The organism is Azospirillum largimobile, assembly GCF_977007025.2.
Map to the genome: position 1 here is coordinate 1,378,708 of NZ_CDRMUA020000001.1, position 15,324 is coordinate 1,394,031.

Annotated in this window: 13 protein-coding genes; 6 read left to right on the forward strand and 7 right to left on the reverse strand. The window is 67.5% G+C overall.

Annotation, left to right across the window (positions count from 1 at the left end; genetic code table 11):
- Positions 1-14 precede the first annotated feature (14 nt).
- Both ACWPKK_RS06405 and ACWPKK_RS06410 read left to right on the forward strand, forming a co-directional pair.
- Positions 15-1,913, forward strand: coding sequence for a potassium transporter Kup (locus tag ACWPKK_RS06405; protein WP_324871930.1), 1,899 nt, complete (start codon positions 15-17; stop codon positions 1,911-1,913).
- Positions 1,914-2,102: 189 nt separating this feature from the next.
- A complete protein-coding gene (locus ACWPKK_RS06410) occupies positions 2,103-2,648 on the forward strand; it encodes a fasciclin domain-containing protein (RefSeq protein ID WP_452001961.1) in 546 nt (181 codons plus the stop codon).
- Between the two features lie 81 nt (positions 2,649-2,729).
- Here the strand turns inward: ACWPKK_RS06410 and ACWPKK_RS06415 are convergent, their stop codons facing one another.
- The 5 genes from ACWPKK_RS06415 to ACWPKK_RS06435 all read right to left on the reverse strand — a co-directional run bounded on the left by ACWPKK_RS06415 (position 2,730) and on the right by ACWPKK_RS06435 (position 8,894).
- Positions 2,730-6,281: a tetratricopeptide repeat protein gene (locus tag ACWPKK_RS06415; protein ID WP_452001964.1), complete on the reverse strand. Its 3,552-nt coding sequence runs from the start codon at positions 6,279-6,281 to the stop codon at positions 2,730-2,732.
- A 1-nt stretch (position 6,282) separates the two neighbouring features.
- A complete protein-coding gene (locus ACWPKK_RS06420; RefSeq protein WP_452001967.1) occupies positions 6,283-6,990 on the reverse strand; it encodes an OmpA/MotB family protein in 708 nt (235 codons plus the stop codon).
- Positions 6,987-7,763 (reverse strand): hypothetical protein, encoded by a 777-nt coding sequence (locus ACWPKK_RS06425; protein WP_452001970.1) that lies wholly within the window; start codon positions 7,761-7,763, stop codon positions 6,987-6,989. The genes ACWPKK_RS06420 and ACWPKK_RS06425 overlap by 4 nt, the downstream gene beginning before the upstream one ends.
- A 4-nt stretch (positions 7,764-7,767) precedes the next feature.
- Complete coding sequence (locus ACWPKK_RS06430; RefSeq protein WP_452001972.1) at positions 7,768-8,475, reverse strand: protein phosphatase CheZ; 708 nt, start codon at positions 8,473-8,475, stop codon at positions 7,768-7,770.
- 290 nt (positions 8,476-8,765) lie between these two features.
- Positions 8,766-8,894 (reverse strand): hypothetical protein, encoded by a 129-nt coding sequence (locus ACWPKK_RS06435; RefSeq protein ID WP_255542855.1) that lies wholly within the window; start codon positions 8,892-8,894, stop codon positions 8,766-8,768.
- Positions 8,895-9,214: 320 nt separating this feature from the next.
- Between ACWPKK_RS06435 and ACWPKK_RS06440 the strand changes: the two genes are divergently transcribed.
- Together ACWPKK_RS06440 and ACWPKK_RS06445 are read left to right on the forward strand one after the other, a co-directional pair.
- Positions 9,215-10,228, forward strand: coding sequence for a patatin-like phospholipase family protein (locus tag ACWPKK_RS06440; protein WP_452001976.1), 1,014 nt, complete (start codon positions 9,215-9,217; stop codon positions 10,226-10,228).
- 85 nt (positions 10,229-10,313) lie between these two features.
- Entirely contained in the window at positions 10,314-11,894 is a 1,581-nt protein-coding gene (locus ACWPKK_RS06445; RefSeq protein ID WP_452001979.1) for a M10 family metallopeptidase C-terminal domain-containing protein, read from the forward strand.
- Between the two features lie 10 nt (positions 11,895-11,904).
- Here ACWPKK_RS06445 and ACWPKK_RS06450 read toward each other — a convergent pair whose 3' ends face one another.
- Positions 11,905-12,891 carry an SAM-dependent methyltransferase gene (locus ACWPKK_RS06450; protein ID WP_452001982.1) on the reverse strand — a complete coding sequence of 329 codons (987 nt, stop codon included), beginning with the start codon at positions 12,889-12,891 and terminating at the stop codon, positions 11,905-11,907.
- A gap of 208 nt (positions 12,892-13,099) precedes the next feature.
- Here ACWPKK_RS06450 and ACWPKK_RS06455 point away from each other — a divergent pair, with 208 nt between their 5' ends.
- Both ACWPKK_RS06455 and ACWPKK_RS06460 read left to right on the forward strand, forming a co-directional pair.
- A complete protein-coding gene (locus ACWPKK_RS06455) occupies positions 13,100-13,384 on the forward strand; it encodes a (2Fe-2S)-binding protein (protein ID WP_452001985.1) in 285 nt (94 codons plus the stop codon).
- Between the two features lie 500 nt (positions 13,385-13,884).
- A complete protein-coding gene (locus ACWPKK_RS06460) occupies positions 13,885-14,190 on the forward strand; it encodes a hypothetical protein (RefSeq protein WP_149221741.1) in 306 nt (101 codons plus the stop codon).
- A 76-nt stretch (positions 14,191-14,266) separates the two neighbouring features.
- On the opposite strand, the gene era is transcribed toward ACWPKK_RS06460, so the two are convergent.
- The gene (gene era / locus ACWPKK_RS06465) at positions 14,267-15,172 is read right to left on the reverse strand and encodes a GTPase Era (RefSeq protein ID WP_044550586.1); all 906 of its coding nucleotides are present in this window, start codon (positions 15,170-15,172) and stop codon (positions 14,267-14,269) included.
- Between the last annotated feature and the right edge of the window lie 152 nt (positions 15,173-15,324).

The window sequence follows — 15,324 nt, forward strand, 5'->3', positions numbered from 1 at the left end:
ACCGCAACCACTGCATGACTGACACCGCTTTGAAGGCCGCGCCGCCAGACACCGGCAAGCTCGCGACGCTGACCCTGGGCGCGCTCGGGGTCGTTTTCGGCGACATCGGCACCAGCCCGCTCTACACGCTACGCGAATGCTTCGGCGGCGAGCACGGGCTGGCACTGACCCCCGACAACATCCTCGGCATCATGTCGCTGGTGTTCTGGGCCCTGGTGATGGTCGTCACCGTGAAGTATGTGGGCTTCGTCATGCGGGCCGACAACAAGGGCGAGGGCGGCATCCTGTCCCTGCTGGCGCTGGCGTCGAAGACGCGGCCGGATGCGTCGGGCCGTCTGACCCTGCTGACCGCACTGGGCCTGTTCGGAGCCGCGCTGTTCTACGGCGACGGCATGATCACCCCGGCGATGTCCGTGTTGTCCGCGGTCGAAGGCCTGGAGGTGGCGGAGCCGGCGCTGGAGTCGGTCGTGGTGCCGCTGACGGTCGCCATCCTGATTGCCCTGTTCGCCATCCAAAGCCACGGCACCTCGCGCGTCGGCGCGCTGTTCGGCCCGATCATGCTGGCGTGGTTCTCGACGCTCGGCATCCTCGGGCTGGTCGAGGTGGTCCAGCAGCCGGGCGTCCTGGTCGCCTTCAACCCGCTCTACGCTCTGTCATTCTTCGCCAACCACGGCGTGGCCGGCTTCCTGGTGCTGGGCGCCGTGGTGCTGGCGGTGACCGGCGGCGAGGCGCTCTATGCCGACATGGGCCATTTCGGCCGCCGCCCGATCCAGGTGGCCTGGCTGGCCGTGGTGCTGCCGGCGCTCCTGCTGAATTATCTCGGTCAATGCGCCCTTCTGCTGAGCGATCCGTCGGCGGTGCGCAGTCCCTTCTATCTGCTGGCGCCGGAATGGGGGCTGTATCCCCTGATCGGCCTGTCCACGGCCGCCACCGTCATCGCCAGCCAGGCTGTCATCTCCGGCGTCTTCTCCCTGACCCGGCAGGCGGTGCAGCTGGGCCTCTGCCCGCGGTTGGACATTCGCCACACCTCCAACGAGGAGGAAGGGCAGATCTACATCCCCCGTGCCAATTGGGGCCTGCTGGCCGCGGTGCTGGGGCTGGTGGTGCTGTTCCAGTCCTCCAGCCGGCTGGCGGCGGCCTATGGCATCGCGGTGACCGGCGACATGATCATCACCACCACCCTGTTCCTCGTGGTGGCGCGGCGCCGCTGGAACTGGAGCCTGCCGCTCTGCCTCGGTGTCGGGGCGGTGTTCCTGACGATCGAGATCTCCTTCTTCGCCGCCAATGCGGTGAAGATCCCCCATGGCGGCTGGGTGCCTCTGGTGATCGCCGTCCTTACGCTCGGCCTGATGGCCACCTGGCGTCGCGGCCGGGCCGTCCTGACCATGCGGCTGGCCGAGGAATCGCTGCCGCTCGACGCCTTCATCAAGCGGCAGGCGAAGTCCTCCGACATCCTTCGGGTGAAGGGCACGGCGGTCTTCATGACCTCCAGTTCCAACACCGTGCCGATCGCGCTGCTGCACAACCTGAAGCACAATCAGGTCCTGCACGAGCGCGTCGTCTTCGTCACCGTGGTGGTGGAGGACGTGCCCCGCGTTCCCGCCAAGGACCGCGTGGTGGTGGAGGGGTTGGCCGAGGGCTTCTACCGCATCACAGTGCGCTACGGCTTCTCGCAGGAACCGAACATCCCGAAGGCGCTGCGGCTGTGCAAGGCGTTCGGGCTGGAGTTCGACGTGATGGCGACCTCCTTCTTCCTCGGCCGCGAGACGCTGATCCCGCAGATGAACTCGCAGATGGCGCTGTGGCGCGAGAAGCTGTTCGTGGTGATGTCCCGCACATCGGTCAGCGCCACCGACTTCTTCAAGCTGCCGCCCAACCGCGTGGTGGAGTTGGGCACCCAGGTGCAGCTGTAGGGCCGGCAAGGCGGTCTGCCCCCTGTCCTGCTCGCTGAACAGGGGGCGACAGCAACCCGAAAGACTTACCTCTATCGACCAAAGAAAATCGACGCCCCGTCGGCAAATTCCTGTGATCTGCCCGGAAGCCTTCCCCGTAACGGTGGTGTGTCCGCGGGAAGCGGACCTTCACCAATAAGAGGGAATGCTATGAAGAAGGTTGCCACCGTGGCGATCGCCACCCTTCTTTTTGCCGGTTGCGCCAATGCCGCCATGGAGAAGATGGTCGGCGGCGCGCCGATGTACCCCAACAAGACAATCGTGGAGAACGCGTCCCAGTCGAAGGACCACACCACGCTGGTCGCTGCCGTGAAGGCCGCCGGGCTGGTCGACACGCTGAACGGCAAGGGTCCCTTCACCGTCTTCGCTCCCACCAACGAGGCCTTCGCGGCCTTGCCCGCGGGCACCGTCGACACGCTGCTGAAGCCGGAGAACAAGGGCCAGCTGACCAAGGTGCTGACCTATCACGTCGTCCCCGGCAAGCTGGACGCCAAGGACCTCGTGGCCGACATCAAGAAGGGTAACGGCAAGGCGATGCTGAAGACGGTGGAAGGCATGCCGCTGACCTTCACCCAGACCGGCGATGCCGTAATGGTCGCCGACGCCTCCGGCAACATGGCCCGCGTCACCATCGCCGATGTCCAGCAGTCGAACGGCGTGGTCCACGTCATCGACAAGGTTCTGCTGCCGAAGTAACGGCGCGGAAGGGGCGGCGGGACGGGTCCGTTCCCCCCGCAGGGTGCGTCTCGCCGCCTCAGGACCCTGTCAGGACGTCTATCAGGAGGTCGGCTTGTCCGCCGCCTGCTTGCCGCCGCGATATTCCTTCAGGAACTTCTTGAACATATCCACTTCCGCCACGCGGGAGCGGATGGTCCCCACGTCGATCAGGCCCATCGCCTGTTCGGGGCGGGTCAGGATGCGGAAGGCGTCCTCGTTCGGCCCGCCCTTCATCGACCCTTCGAAATCCTTCTTCAGCAGGTTCAACCCGTTGCCGTCGCCGGCCAGAGCCAGCGCGACCGCCCGGTTCAGCACCAGCTGCGACATGTTGGGATCCAGCGGCTTTCCGGGCGCAGGCGGCGGTCCGATCACCTTGTTCAGCGCCAGCGCCGCGGCATCCCACTTCTGGCCCTTCCAGGCGATGTCGACGCGCAGCAGGTTGGCGTTGCCGCTGTCATCCTGCGCCAGCAGTTGCATGGCTTCGTCGCCGCGATTGAGTTCCGCCAGCGCCTTGGCCTGCATCAGCCGCCGTTCGGCCGCCAAATCGGCCGGCAGACCGGCAATGTTCGACAGTTCCAGCGCCTTCAGTGCTTCTTCCGGCTTGTTGTCGAGCAGACGGACGGAGGCGAGACGCGTGCCGATCCGCGCCTTGTCCAGGCCGGACAGGCGGAATTCCACCTGATGCTGCAGCAGGTCGGCGGCCCGGTTCAGCAGGTCGATGGAGATCAGCCGCTCCGCCAACTGCCGGATGATCTCGTCGCCGGCCTCGCCCACCGGGGTCAATTCGCGGAACTGGTCGTAGAGCTGCAGCGCGTCCAGCGTCGGCAAGCGCTGTGCACCGTCCTTGAACAGGTCGGCGAAGATGCGCGACATCTCCCTGGTGATCGCCTCCGCCCGCGGCGTGTCCGCGACCAGTGCCGCCGTTTCCTTCATTGTGTTGAAGCCCTTGGCATATTCGCCGCCGGCAATCAGCACCTCGCCCATGCGCGAGCGGATCTGCATCTCCAGGTCGTCGCCGCGCCAGGTGAAGGTCAGGCCGGCCAGCTGCTCCGCCGCCGCAGTCGGCGACATCTTGCCTTCGGAAAGCTCCAGGTTGGTCAGCGCCAGCCCGGCCTTGGCGCGATAGAAGCGGTCGTAGCTATTGAAGGCGGCGGTCAGCTGCTGGCGCGCCTGATCGGTCTCGCCGGTCTGGGCATAGAGCAGGCCGCGCAGGTACTGTGTCTGCGGGTTCTCCTCCTGCTCCGGGCCGCTGTGTTCGATCACGCGGTCGAACAGCCGCTTGGCGGTGGCGGTATCGCGCGTCTCCAACGCCGCCTCCGCCGCACGCAGGCCGAGCTTGCCGATCATCGGTTCCGGATAGCCGTTCAGGATCTGACCCGACGCCTTGAAACCGGCCATCGCCTTCGGCCAGTCGCGCCGGTCGGCGGCGATGGCGGCACGCCACAGGTTGGCTTCCGGGTTGTTGGCCAGCGACGGAATCGAGAGGTCGGCCTCGCCGCCCTCCAGATCGCCGGCCAGCACGCGGGCCGCCCCGCGCAGCGCGCGGAATTCCGGCCAGCCTTCCAGGTCCGGCTGATTCTGCTGCAGAACATCCAGCAGGCCCAGCGTCTCCTGACCGAAACCGTTGGCGAAATAGAAGCGTGCGAGGTCGAGCTGCGCCTTCGCCCGCTCCGACTCCGGAGCGTTGACGACGGCGAGCTGGAGATCCTGGCGCGCCTGGGTGAAATTGTCGAGGTCGCCGTGCTTCCAGGCCGGCAGGTTGAACAGGCGGCGACCCTGCGCCTGGGCCTGTGCCTGGGCCGGCTGCGCCTTCGGCGGCTCCATGGACGACGCGCCGCCGGTCGGCGGAACGGGCTGCGGGGCGGCGGCAAGCTGCGCCGGCACCGGCTGCGGTGCCGTCTGCTGTGCCGGGGCGGGCATGGCGCCGGGTGTCGGTGCCACGGCCGGATTGCCGGCATCGGCAGCCGGCGACAGGTGCAGGCCGCCGGCGGTGGTCAGTTCCACCCCCTCCTTGATCGCGCGAACCGTCACATTGTCGGAGATCGGCCGCACCACAACGCCCTGGTAGGAGGGCATGACCTCCAGATCCGGATAGCGGTGGGGCTCGGGCAGGCCGCGCCCCGGGCTGGGCAGCGGCACCACCTGGATGCGGTCGCCGACGTCGGGATCGGCGAACTGGACGACGTTGGCGGCGTCCGGGGCGCGAACCAGCAGCCGGGCGCCCAGCAGGAAATCGGGATCGGGTTCCACCCGCAGGTCGCCGGCGCTACCGATGTTGGCGGGACGGCCGGAGGACAGGATGCGCCAGCTGGTGCCCTGCCGCTCCACCGTCGGCCAGACCATCGGACCGATCTTGGTGCGGAACACGCTGCCGCCGGTCGCCGGCACCGGCTCCACCGCGCCCATCAGCTCGGATCCGGGACCGCTGAGCTTGCCGGCGCCGATGGGCATGGGCCGGTCGAACACGACGTAGAGTTGGCCGGCCCGCGGATAGACTGCGATCGACGACGGTCCGCCGGTGTCGAAGGTCAGAACCGGCCCCTTGGGTCCGGCCGCCGGCTGCGCCTTCGCATCGGCGGGCGTCGCGGGTGCCGCCTTGGCTTCAACCGTAGGAGCCGGCTGGGCAGCAGCGGCCGGTGCGGCAGCCGGTGTCGCGGTCGCCGCATTGGCGGCAGTGGCGGAGCGGCTGGTCGTCGTCGACGCCATGATCGGTCCGTCGGTGGCCGGCGCCTGACTGCTCCCCTGGCCCCCCTGCGGCGGCATCGTCACTTGCGATCCGGCGACCGGGGGCGCGGCTTCGGTCTTCGGCAGCCCGGCACGCGATCCGGGGTTGCCGACGGACAGAATCACGGATTTGCCCTGTGCGCTGTCGCTCACCTCGGCATCCTGCGGCACGACCAGGGTGATGGCCAGCGAGCCGTCCGGCTGGCGGAAGGACTCCACGTTCTGGATGTTGCGCAGCTTCGCCTTGGCCACTGCCGACAGGTCGGCGCTGCCGCCCTTGTCGAAGGAGACGGTCACGGCCGCCCCGTCGCGCTTGACCGAATAACCGACCGGCGACGGCCAGTCGAAGGTCAGCCGGCTCTGGTCCGGCTGGTCCGCAGCCCGCACCCGAACCCGGCCGGCGGACGGCACCGGCTTGGCGGGCTCCGCCTTCGCGGGTTCCGTCGTTGCCGATGCCGTCGCAGTGGAACCTGCCGCAACGGATTGGGCCCCAGCCGGAGACAGGTCGATGGCGACGGCGTTGCCGTTGCGGAAGCTCTTCAGCGAGATCGGACGTTTCAGGTCGAAGGAGACCGTCTTGCCGTCCGGCTCCACCCGGCCGCCGGCCAGATAATCCGGCAGTGCCCGAACCAGACGATCCAGCTGCGCGTCGATCGGCTCGGTGAAGGCGACGACCAGCCGGTCGCCCTCCACCGACGCGGTGTAGTCCACCTTGCCCGGCCAGTCGAAGACCAGCCGCCCGAATTCCTTGTGGGTGCCGCCGCGCACCGGCACGGTGGCGGCATCGGACGGCAGAGGGGACAGCAGGACCGGCACGGCCAACAGCGCCACCGCGGCGGCACAGCCGCGCAGCCAGCGCTTTCTCCGATATGCCGACCGGTCAGTCACCTCAATCCGCTCCTTCTTCTCGCACCACGATATCCACCGGCAGGCGTCCGCCGCCAGCCCCTTCGGCCGGCATCATCACTGCCCGCGCCACCAGATCGCGGCGATAGCCGGTTTCCCGCAACGCGGCGGAGACGGCGACCGCCCTGGTCAGCGCCCGTTCCCAGGCCACACCACCGGCCGGATCCTCGCGCTCCGCATGGCCGACCAGCTCGATCCGGTTGCCGATGCGGCCGATGACGGCGCCCAGCAGGAACAGCACCCGCCGCCCCTCCTCGGTAAAGGCGGCGCCGGTCGGATCGAACATCCGTTCCCCCGGCAGGCGGATGACGACGCGGTCGTCCTCGCGCCGGACATCGACGACCGACAACTCGGCGTTCGACCGCAGCTGGCTGCCCAGCAGGGCCGCCAGATAATGCAGGTCGATGGCCGCGCGCTGCTCCACCGTCTGCACATTGAAGGCTGCCGACGGATCGGCCGGCCGGTCGGACGGTGCGGCGGCGGTGGACCGCGCGGCCGGGATCGATTCCGCCACGCCCTTCGCCAGACGGGTCCAGCGTTCGGCCTCCGGCTCGCTCATCGAATACATCAGAACGAAGAAGGCGAGCATCAAGGAGATCAGGTCCGTGAAGCTGATCAGCCACAGAGTCTTGCGCTGACCGCCGCGATCCTCGGCTCCCGACTTGCCGGATATGTTGGGAACGCGGATCATTTCCGCACCTCCGGCCTGCCCCTGGCCGCCCCATCCTCGTCCCAGCGCAGGGAGAACAGCAGACGCACACCACCCGGCTCGCCCCGCTCGATGCCGACGGTGACGTTGCGGGCCGGTGCGCCGTCGGCGATCAGCGCACGGGCGAAGGCCCCGGCGCGCGCGACCGGCCCCGGCGGCTGGCTGGGCGTTCCCGTCGGGCCGATGCCCAACAGCGCGTCCAGTTCCACCCGCTCGCCCTGGCGCGACTGGCGCAGCGCGTCGGCGATGCGGTCGATCAGGCCCTGGCGGTCCGGCCGAAGTATCATGGTGCCGGGGACGAACAGGTCGTCGGCGGGCAGACGCACCTCCAACAGCTGGCCGGGAGCGACCACCTCCACCTTCGCGACCGCAATCTCGGTGGCGAACAGCGTGCCGACGCCGTCTAGCCGCTGCACCGCAAAGACGGTCCCGGCGCGCGAGGCCACCGGCTCCGTCCCATCGCGCAGGCGCGGATCGATGACGAAGCTCGGGAAGGTCCGCTCCAGCGAGGCGGCGACCGCCTTCACCTTCTGCACGGTCTGCACCGAATGGGCGTTCAGCACGATGAAGAAGACCAGCAGCAGCAGGAACAGCGACAGCAGAAGCAGGATGCTGCCGTTGTTGGGATTGGCATGTTCCTCCCCGCCCCCACGGCCGGCCCGCAGCGTCAGAAGCCCGGCGCCGGCCGGACCCGGTCCGCGGCCTTGGATCGACCGGCCGCTGTTGAGCCCGCTGGTGGGTTTGCCGGCCAGCATGGCGTCAGTCGAAGCTGGCGAGCAGGCGGTCGATTTCGTCCTGGTCCATGGCGTTGCCCGGCAGCTGCGGCCCATGCAGAAGCTGCTGGTCCGCCTCCTCCGCGCTCATCGGTTCGAAATGGACGGCGGTCTCGGCGTCTTCCGCCGCCAGCTTGGCCAGACGGGGGGCGTGGTTCTGGCGCACCTCGCTGCCGAAGGCGGCGACGATCATGTCCACTTTCGATTCGATGTGCTTCAGCGTCCGCACCACCTTGCTGATGCGCTGGCCGGTGATGTCCTGGAAGTTGCAGGCCTCGTAGATCGCCGTGATCTGGTCGTTCAGCTTGGCGGCGGTTTCGGCATCCGACTGCCCCGCGATGGCGCCAATGGCGTCGCAGGCGTCGAATATGGCGAAGGTCGCCTTCTCCGTCGCGCCGATCACCGCGTCCAGTTCGTCCGTGGCGGTGCGGATATGCTCGTCGCGGATTTCCGCCGGCTGGAGCGCCGCGATCTCATGCTTGGCCGTCTCGATGTATTTGGCGAGGTCGACGACCTCCTTGTAGAGGCGCAGGTCGGTGGCGGAGATGTCGCCGTCCATGCTGCCCAGGATGGTCCGGAGGATGTCCGTCACCTCGTCCCGCGACAGGGGCTTGGCGGCCTCGGCGAAGGCGGCGTCGAGGCGCTGTCTCAGAAGCTTCTGTTCCGTCACGGCGGAATGGGCGGAGAAGGTCATCGGGCGTGTCCAGCGAGAGGGGCCAGGGCCTTGGCGGAATATGCCGGATCCTCCCCGGTCGGCGCCCTCCAGCGAGCGCCCGTCGGTGCCGCAGGGCGGAGGTGCAACGCTCCGACCGCTTGTGGCGCCCAACCGTCCCAGGAACTGTCCGAGCCGACCAAGCCTATGGCGCGAGGGTTAAGAGCCCGTAAAGACGACCCTGCCGGAGCGCAGCCGTGGCCCGTTCGCCACAGTGTGATCCACCCGTGATCGACCGGAGTGCGACCGCAGCGGGTGGGCAGAGAGGGTGATCAGAACAGGCCGGCGGCGGCCGGCGCGCCCAGCAGGGCGATCAGGACCAGGATGGTGACGGCAACCAGCCGTTCCGCCGGAGACCAGCGTTTCCAGTCCTTCCTGAAGCTTTTCAGTTCGTCGGCCATGACAGACCTTCCGGTTTCGAGAACTACACTGCAACGCAACGAAACTGCGCCGGGTCCAGTTGACGCATGGTTAACACCCAGCACAGAAGCATTCTTCCAACCGAACTGGCACAGAAATGCCACAGTCACCGCGTCCGAACCGATGATGCAGGTCAAACATCGGTCAAATTCTCGGCATTGCCCAGCACCCGCGCGGCGATGGCCGGTGCGCCGGCGGCGTGCCTCTTACGGCCGCTTCCGTAACCGGCCGGCAATGCCTAGATGATACGCTCTAGACCAAGCCGCCGGGGGCGGCCGGGCGGCACCGACAGGGGATGCGGATGGCGAAGGGAACCGACCTGAAGATCGGGCTTGCGCTGGGCAGCGGGGCCGCCCGGGGCTGGGCGCATATCGGCGTCCTGCGCGCGCTGGAGGAGATCGGGCTCGAACCGGACATCATCTGCGGCACCTCCATCGGCGCCGCCGTCGGAGCCGCCTATCTGACCGGCCAGATGGACGAGCTTCAGGCCTGGGCGCAGAAGATGGGCTGGCTCGGCATGCTGGGCATCATCGATCTCACCTTCCGGCGCGGCGGGTTGGTCGCCGCGGAAAAGGCGTTCGGCCGCTTCGACAACGAACGCAGCAACATCCTGATCGAGAATTTGCGGCTGCCTTTCGCCACGGTTGCCACCGACCTGTCGACGGGGCGCGAGATCTGGCTGCGGGACGGGCCGCTGATGTCGGCGGTAATGGCGTCGGCTGCCATGCCCGGCCTGTTCCCGGCCGTGCGGCGCGACCATCACCTGCTGGTGGACGGCGCGCTGGTCAACCCGGTGCCGGTGTCGCTCTGCCGGGCGCTCGGGGCCGACGTGGTGGTGGCGGTGAACCTGAACAGCGAACTGTCCCCGCTCGGCCGCCCGAATGGACGCGGCAGCGGGGGGCGCGTGAACGGCAAGCCCGCCGTCGCCAAGGCCCCGGCCCCTGTGCCGGAGGCGGTGGTGGCCGGCGGCGATGCCGGCTCCCCGGCGCTGTCGCATCTGACCAGCCAGATCTCCACCTGGCTCGGCCGCAAGCCCAGCAGTCGCACCCGCTTCATAGCCGACCAGATCGACGACGCCCATGCCCAGAAGCCGATGCCGAATGCTCTGGAGGTAATGGCCGGCTCCATCGACATCATGCAGGACCGCATCACCCGCTCCCGTCTGGCCGGCGAGCCGCCGGACGTTCTGATCGCGCCGAGGCTGGCCCATATCGGCATCCTGGAGTTCGACCGCGCGGCGGAGGCGGTGGAGATCGGTTATGCGGCGGCGTCCATGCTCCGCCCATCGATCGAACTGGCCCTGCGCCGCGCCTGACCGGCGCCCGGTTCCGCGCAACATCTCTGCCGACGGGGCCCTCCCCCCGTCATCCATCCCCGATCCCCGCGAGAGCCCAGCTTCCATGAGCCAGTCCGCGCTGACCGATTACATCTCCGCCCTTCTGACCAGCGGAGCGCCGCATTGGGGTTCCGGCGGAACGGTGCTGGACGGCGCCTCCGTCGGGGGTGCGGTCACCGTTTCCTATGCCTTCGCGACCAGTTCGCGTCAGGTGGCCGGCGCCGACGCCACCGGATTCGCGACGATGAACAACGAGCAGCGCGCCGTGGTCCGGCAGGCATTGGCGGCCTGGAGCGCCGTGGCCAACATCACCTTCGTCGAAACAGCCGACGTTTCCGGCGCCACGATGCTGTTCGGCACCAACCGGCAGAACGGCGTCACCGCCGCCTATGCCTACTACCCTTCCGCCGCGACGCAGGGCGGCGACGTCTTCCTTGCCAACGACAGCGCCGGCAACGTCAATCCCACGGCCGGAAGCTATGCCTACATGACGGTCATCCACGAGATCGGCCATGCGCTGGGCCTGAAACACCCCGGCAACTATGACGCCGGCAGCACCGACGGAACCGAGGGACCCTTCCTTCCGGCCACGACGGACAACTATGCGTACAGCATCATGTCCTACAACGGCAACGATGCCCTGCCATCGGGGACCTACCTGACCGGTCCGAGCCTCTACGACATCGCGGCGATCCAGTATCTCTACGGCGCCAACCTGTCCACCGGTGCCGGCGATAGCAGTTACACGCTGAACACCGGCAGTTTCACCACCTTGTGGGACCCGAACGGCCGCAACACGCTGAACGGCGGCACGCAGGCGGCGTCGCTGTCGCTGCACTTGCGCACGGGTGGGTTCAGCAGTGCAGGAGGCACGACATTCCTGGCACTGGCCTATGGCACCACGGTCCAGCTGGCGGTCGGCGGGAGCGGCGACGACATCATCACCGTCAACACGCTGGGGAATGTCCTGGACGGCGGCGGCGGCACCGACACCGTGGTGTTCAGCGGCAGCCGGTCGCGATATCGCGTCCAACAGCTTGACGCCAGCCGCTACGTCGTCAGCGGCGCCGACGGCGTCGACCTGCTGAGCAACATCGAATACCTCCGCTTCTCCGACACCGGCACCGCCCTGTCGGCCAGCGTGTCCGGCACTTTCGATCCCCTGCGCTACATCGCGTCCAACGCCGACCTGATCGCCGCCATCCGCACCGATGCCGCCGCCGCGACGCAGCATCTCACCGGTGCCGGCGTCTTTGAGGGGCGCAGCCTGACCGGGTTCAATCCCTACAATTACCTGGCAGGCTACGGCGACCTGCTGAACGCCTTCGGCAGCGATGTCGGTGCCGCGACCCGCCATTACATCGAGGTCGGCAACCGCGAGGGCCGCAGTTCCACCCTGTTCGACACGCTGTCCTATCAGGCCGGCAACCGTGACCTGATCGCCGCCTACGGCGACAACCGGGAGGCGGCGGAACTGCACTACATCGTCAATGGTCGCTTCGAGGGCCGCTCCCTCGCCGGATTCAACGCCCCCGCCTATCTGGCTGCCAACCCCGACGTCAACGCCGCCGTGGGCGGCAGCATCGCCGGCGCCAAGCAGCATTACGTCAGCTATGGCTTCACCGAGGGGCGGGCGCTGGCGTGACCGCCGGCATCTATTTCGCCGGCCAAATCCAGGTCAGCTCGTGCTTGTTGTGGTGGAGGTGGAGCACCCGACCGCCGGGAATCGCGGCGAAGGCGCGGGCGGTCTCATGGTCGGTTTCCGCCTGGAACTTCAGCGTGCAGACGAAGCGCTTGGCCAGCCCGCTGTCCATCCACTCCTTCACCAGCCGCAAGAGGCGGGTCGGATAGCAGATCACGTCACAGCACAGCCAGTCGACCGGGCCGACCGTCGCCGGCTTCAGGCCGAAAGCGCTTTCCTGGCGGATCTCCACCCGCGGCAGGGCGGCGATGGCGGGGTCGAGCGGCGCCTTGTCGACGCTGACCACCGACGCGCCCAACTCGTGCAGCACCCAGGTCCAGCCGCCGGGACAGGCGCCCAGGTCGAGGCAGCGGTCGCCCGGCCCCGGCTGTTCCCCGAACAGGGTCAGTGCTTCCCACAGCTTCAGATAGGCTCGGTTGGGGGGAGCGGTGCGGTTCTCGACGAAGGTGACCTCGCCGTTGCGGAACGGGCTGGAGCAATGTGCCGCCGCGATGATGGTGGACTCGTCGGTCAGCGTCCAGGACCCCAGCGGCGCCGTCGGCAGCGGCGACGGGAAGACCACCGGCTTGGCAGAGACGTGCGGCAGGTTTTCCTGGATCAGGGCGGCGCGGCGGTGGTTCCGCTGCGACCACAGCGCCCAGTTGCGCTGGATGCCGCGCAACGCCTTCGCCCCGCTCTTGATCGAGGCGAATTCGATGCGCACCGGATCGTACCAAATGTTCTGCGCCCAAGCGGCGGGCCTTGCAGGGCCGTCGACGAAGACCAGCCGGCCGTCGACCGATGCGACCTCCCCCAGCTCCGCCACCAGATCGTCGAGGAAGCCGTCGGCCGCCAGATACACCGTCTGGCCGAGCGGGGTCACCACCGCGCCGGGAGCGGTCTCACCGGGAGCGGGCTGCGGCAGGGAAGCGGAGGTGTCTTGGGGGGTGCTGTCGTCCATGCCCCAGGGGCTACCGCCGCCGGCCGGCGAATGCAAGCGCAAGGATGCGGCATGACACTTTCGCGGTGACGCGAAGGGGGCTGTGACAAAGCGTCTCGAACCTTCTTATATGCGACTGGTTCGCAAAGTGGGCGTTGACAACGATTCTCAGTCTCAGGTACTCCTGGGTTCAGGACAATCTTCTCACACCGCCGATCGCCGAGGGCTTATGTACGTCTGCATCTGCCACGCGTTGAACGATAAGAAGGTCAAGGCTGCGCTGGACAATGGCGCTACCAACCCGGCCTCGGTGTTCCGCCATCACAATTGCCAGGTCCAGTGCGGCAAATGCGTGCCGATGATGCGCAGCATGGCCAGCGAGCATCGCGCCGCCATGGCCCAGCAGGCCGCCACCATCGCCGCGACCGCCGTTCCGGCCCCCTGCTGCGGCTCGGCGGTGCCCGAGCCGGCCAATGCCGAAGCAGTTTCCGCCTATGCGATCGCAGCCGAATAGTTACTGTTGAGTGACTGCCACTGGGCAAACTGCGTTATCGCAAGCTCTACCACTTCCGACTTTCAGGTCGATATCGGGTCTACAACCTCGCCTTTCGGCTGCGACAGAATGTGCCCCGTCTATGATTTTTGGGCGGATTGACCCGGCACCCCCAATCCGGCACAAAAGCGTCACGAAAACAAAAGAACGTCGTCAAAATGATGGCGTATAAAAAATCGAATGGGCCGGATGAAACCGGCCCAGGAGGAAACGCAATCCAACCAGGAAGACTTCCTCGGCCACCGGGCTTGCCTTGTCCGTAAAGGATCGGGCAGCCCGGCGGGATTTGGATTCAGGACGCCGTTCCGCAACTGCTCACGTATTTCGCAATCGCATCACGGCCATCTCCCAAAGGAGCTGTACCGACTGCGCTTCCGATGCGTTTTTGCAGCATTGGTCCGGCGCTATCGTTCTGTCCGACCGGGACGTCTGAAACGGTTGAGGATCAAGGGAGGATTTTCATGAGCCGCCGCAACCGGCACGCCTTCGACACGTTGAGCCGCGATCTCGTCCTTCGTGCCACCGACCGGATGGAGACCCTCCGGTCGATGGTGGAGCGCGCGGACAGCGACCGGCGCGAGACGTGGGAGCGCACGCTCGACCGTCTCCGCGGCCTGAACAACCGCGCCATCGCCCGCATCGAGGCCGCTCATCTGGCCGATGACGACGCATGGCCCTTCGCCCGTGCCCAGGCCGATCAGGCGATGATGGACCTCATGCGCGCGCTCGACGATTTCGACGGCCATCTGCGCCTGCTGGCTGCTTGAGGCTACCGACCACACCACCGGCCGCGGCCGACCAAAAGGAAAAGGCCCTCTCCCGGTCGGGAGAGGGCCTTTTTCATTATGAAGCCCCGAAGTCCAGGCCCCAGGCCGAGTAGCGTTCCGGATCGTCGACCCAGCCCTCGCGCACCTTCACGAACAGGATCAGGTGGACGCGGCGCTCCAGCATTCCCTGCAACTCGCCGCGCGCGGCGGAGCCGAGAGCCTTGATCCGCTGGCCGCCCTTGCCCAGCACGATGGCCTTCTGGCTTTCGCGCTGCACGAAGATGACCTGCGAGATCTTGACCGATCCGTCCTCGAACTCCTCCCACACTTCGGTCTCGACCGTGGCGGAATAGGGAAGCTCCTGGTGAAGCTGCAGGAACAGCTTCTCGCGGGTGATCTCCGCCGCCAGCAGACGCATGGGCATGTCGGAGATCTGGTCCTCCGGGAAGTGCCACGGCCCTTCCGGCAGCCGGTCGGCCAGGAACTGCTTGAGGTCGGCGACGCCGTCCTCGGTGAAGGCCGACACCATGAAGATGTCGGAGAAGATCCCCTCCTGCCGGAAGGCATCGGCGATGCCCAGCAGGACGTCGCGCTTCACCAGATCGATCTTGTTCAGGATCAGGATCGCCTCGCGCCCCTGCTCCTTCAAGCGGGCGACGATGCTGCGGGTGTCCTCGTCGATCGACCGGCGCGACACGTCGTACAGCACGCCGATGACATCGGCGTCCTCCGCCCCCTGCCAGGCCGCCGCCACCATGGCGCGGTCCAGCCGGCGCTTCGGCTTGAAGATGCCGGGGGTGTCGACGAAGATCATCTGGGCGTCGCCCTGGATGGTGATGCCCAGCACACGGGTGCGCGTGGTCTGCACCTTCGGGCTGACGATCGACACCTTGCTGCCGATCATCGCGTTCAGCAGCGTGGACTTTCCGGCATTCGGCGCGCCGACCAGGGCGATGAAGCCGCAGCGCGGATGCTCCGGCATCGTCGGCAGAGGCGGCAGGACGGAGATGGGCTGCCCGCGCGGGGCATCCTCATCGTCGTCCTCGTCGTCCTCATAGTCGCCGTCCTCATACTCGTCGTCTTCGAAGTCGCCCTCTTCGGCGTCCTCACCCTCGGCGCCGCCGTCTTCATGCT

Coding starts and splice junctions, on each gene's coding strand:
- ACWPKK_RS06405 (WP_324871930.1), top strand. CDS start 15: ATGACTGACACCGCTTTGAAGGCCGCGCCGCCAGACACCGGCAAGCTC.
- ACWPKK_RS06410 (WP_452001961.1), top strand. CDS start 2,103: ATGAAGAAGGTTGCCACCGTGGCGATCGCCACCCTTCTTTTTGCCGGT.
- ACWPKK_RS06420 (WP_452001967.1), bottom strand. CDS start 6,990: ATGATCCGCGTTCCCAACATATCCGGCAAGTCGGGAGCCGAGGATCGC.
- ACWPKK_RS06425 (WP_452001970.1), bottom strand. CDS start 7,763: ATGCTGGCCGGCAAACCCACCAGCGGGCTCAACAGCGGCCGGTCGATC.
- ACWPKK_RS06430 (WP_452001972.1), bottom strand. CDS start 8,475: ATGACCTTCTCCGCCCATTCCGCCGTGACGGAACAGAAGCTTCTGAGA.
- ACWPKK_RS06435 (WP_255542855.1), bottom strand. CDS start 8,894: ATGGCCGACGAACTGAAAAGCTTCAGGAAGGACTGGAAACGCTGGTCT.
- ACWPKK_RS06440 (WP_452001976.1), top strand. CDS start 9,215: ATGGCGAAGGGAACCGACCTGAAGATCGGGCTTGCGCTGGGCAGCGGG.
- ACWPKK_RS06445 (WP_452001979.1), top strand. CDS start 10,314: ATGAGCCAGTCCGCGCTGACCGATTACATCTCCGCCCTTCTGACCAGC.
- ACWPKK_RS06450 (WP_452001982.1), bottom strand. CDS start 12,891: ATGGACGACAGCACCCCCCAAGACACCTCCGCTTCCCTGCCGCAGCCC.
- ACWPKK_RS06455 (WP_452001985.1), top strand. CDS start 13,100: ATGTACGTCTGCATCTGCCACGCGTTGAACGATAAGAAGGTCAAGGCT.
- ACWPKK_RS06460 (WP_149221741.1), top strand. CDS start 13,885: ATGAGCCGCCGCAACCGGCACGCCTTCGACACGTTGAGCCGCGATCTC.
- era (WP_044550586.1), bottom strand. CDS start 15,172: ATGCCGGAGCATCCGCGCTGCGGCTTCATCGCCCTGGTCGGCGCGCCG.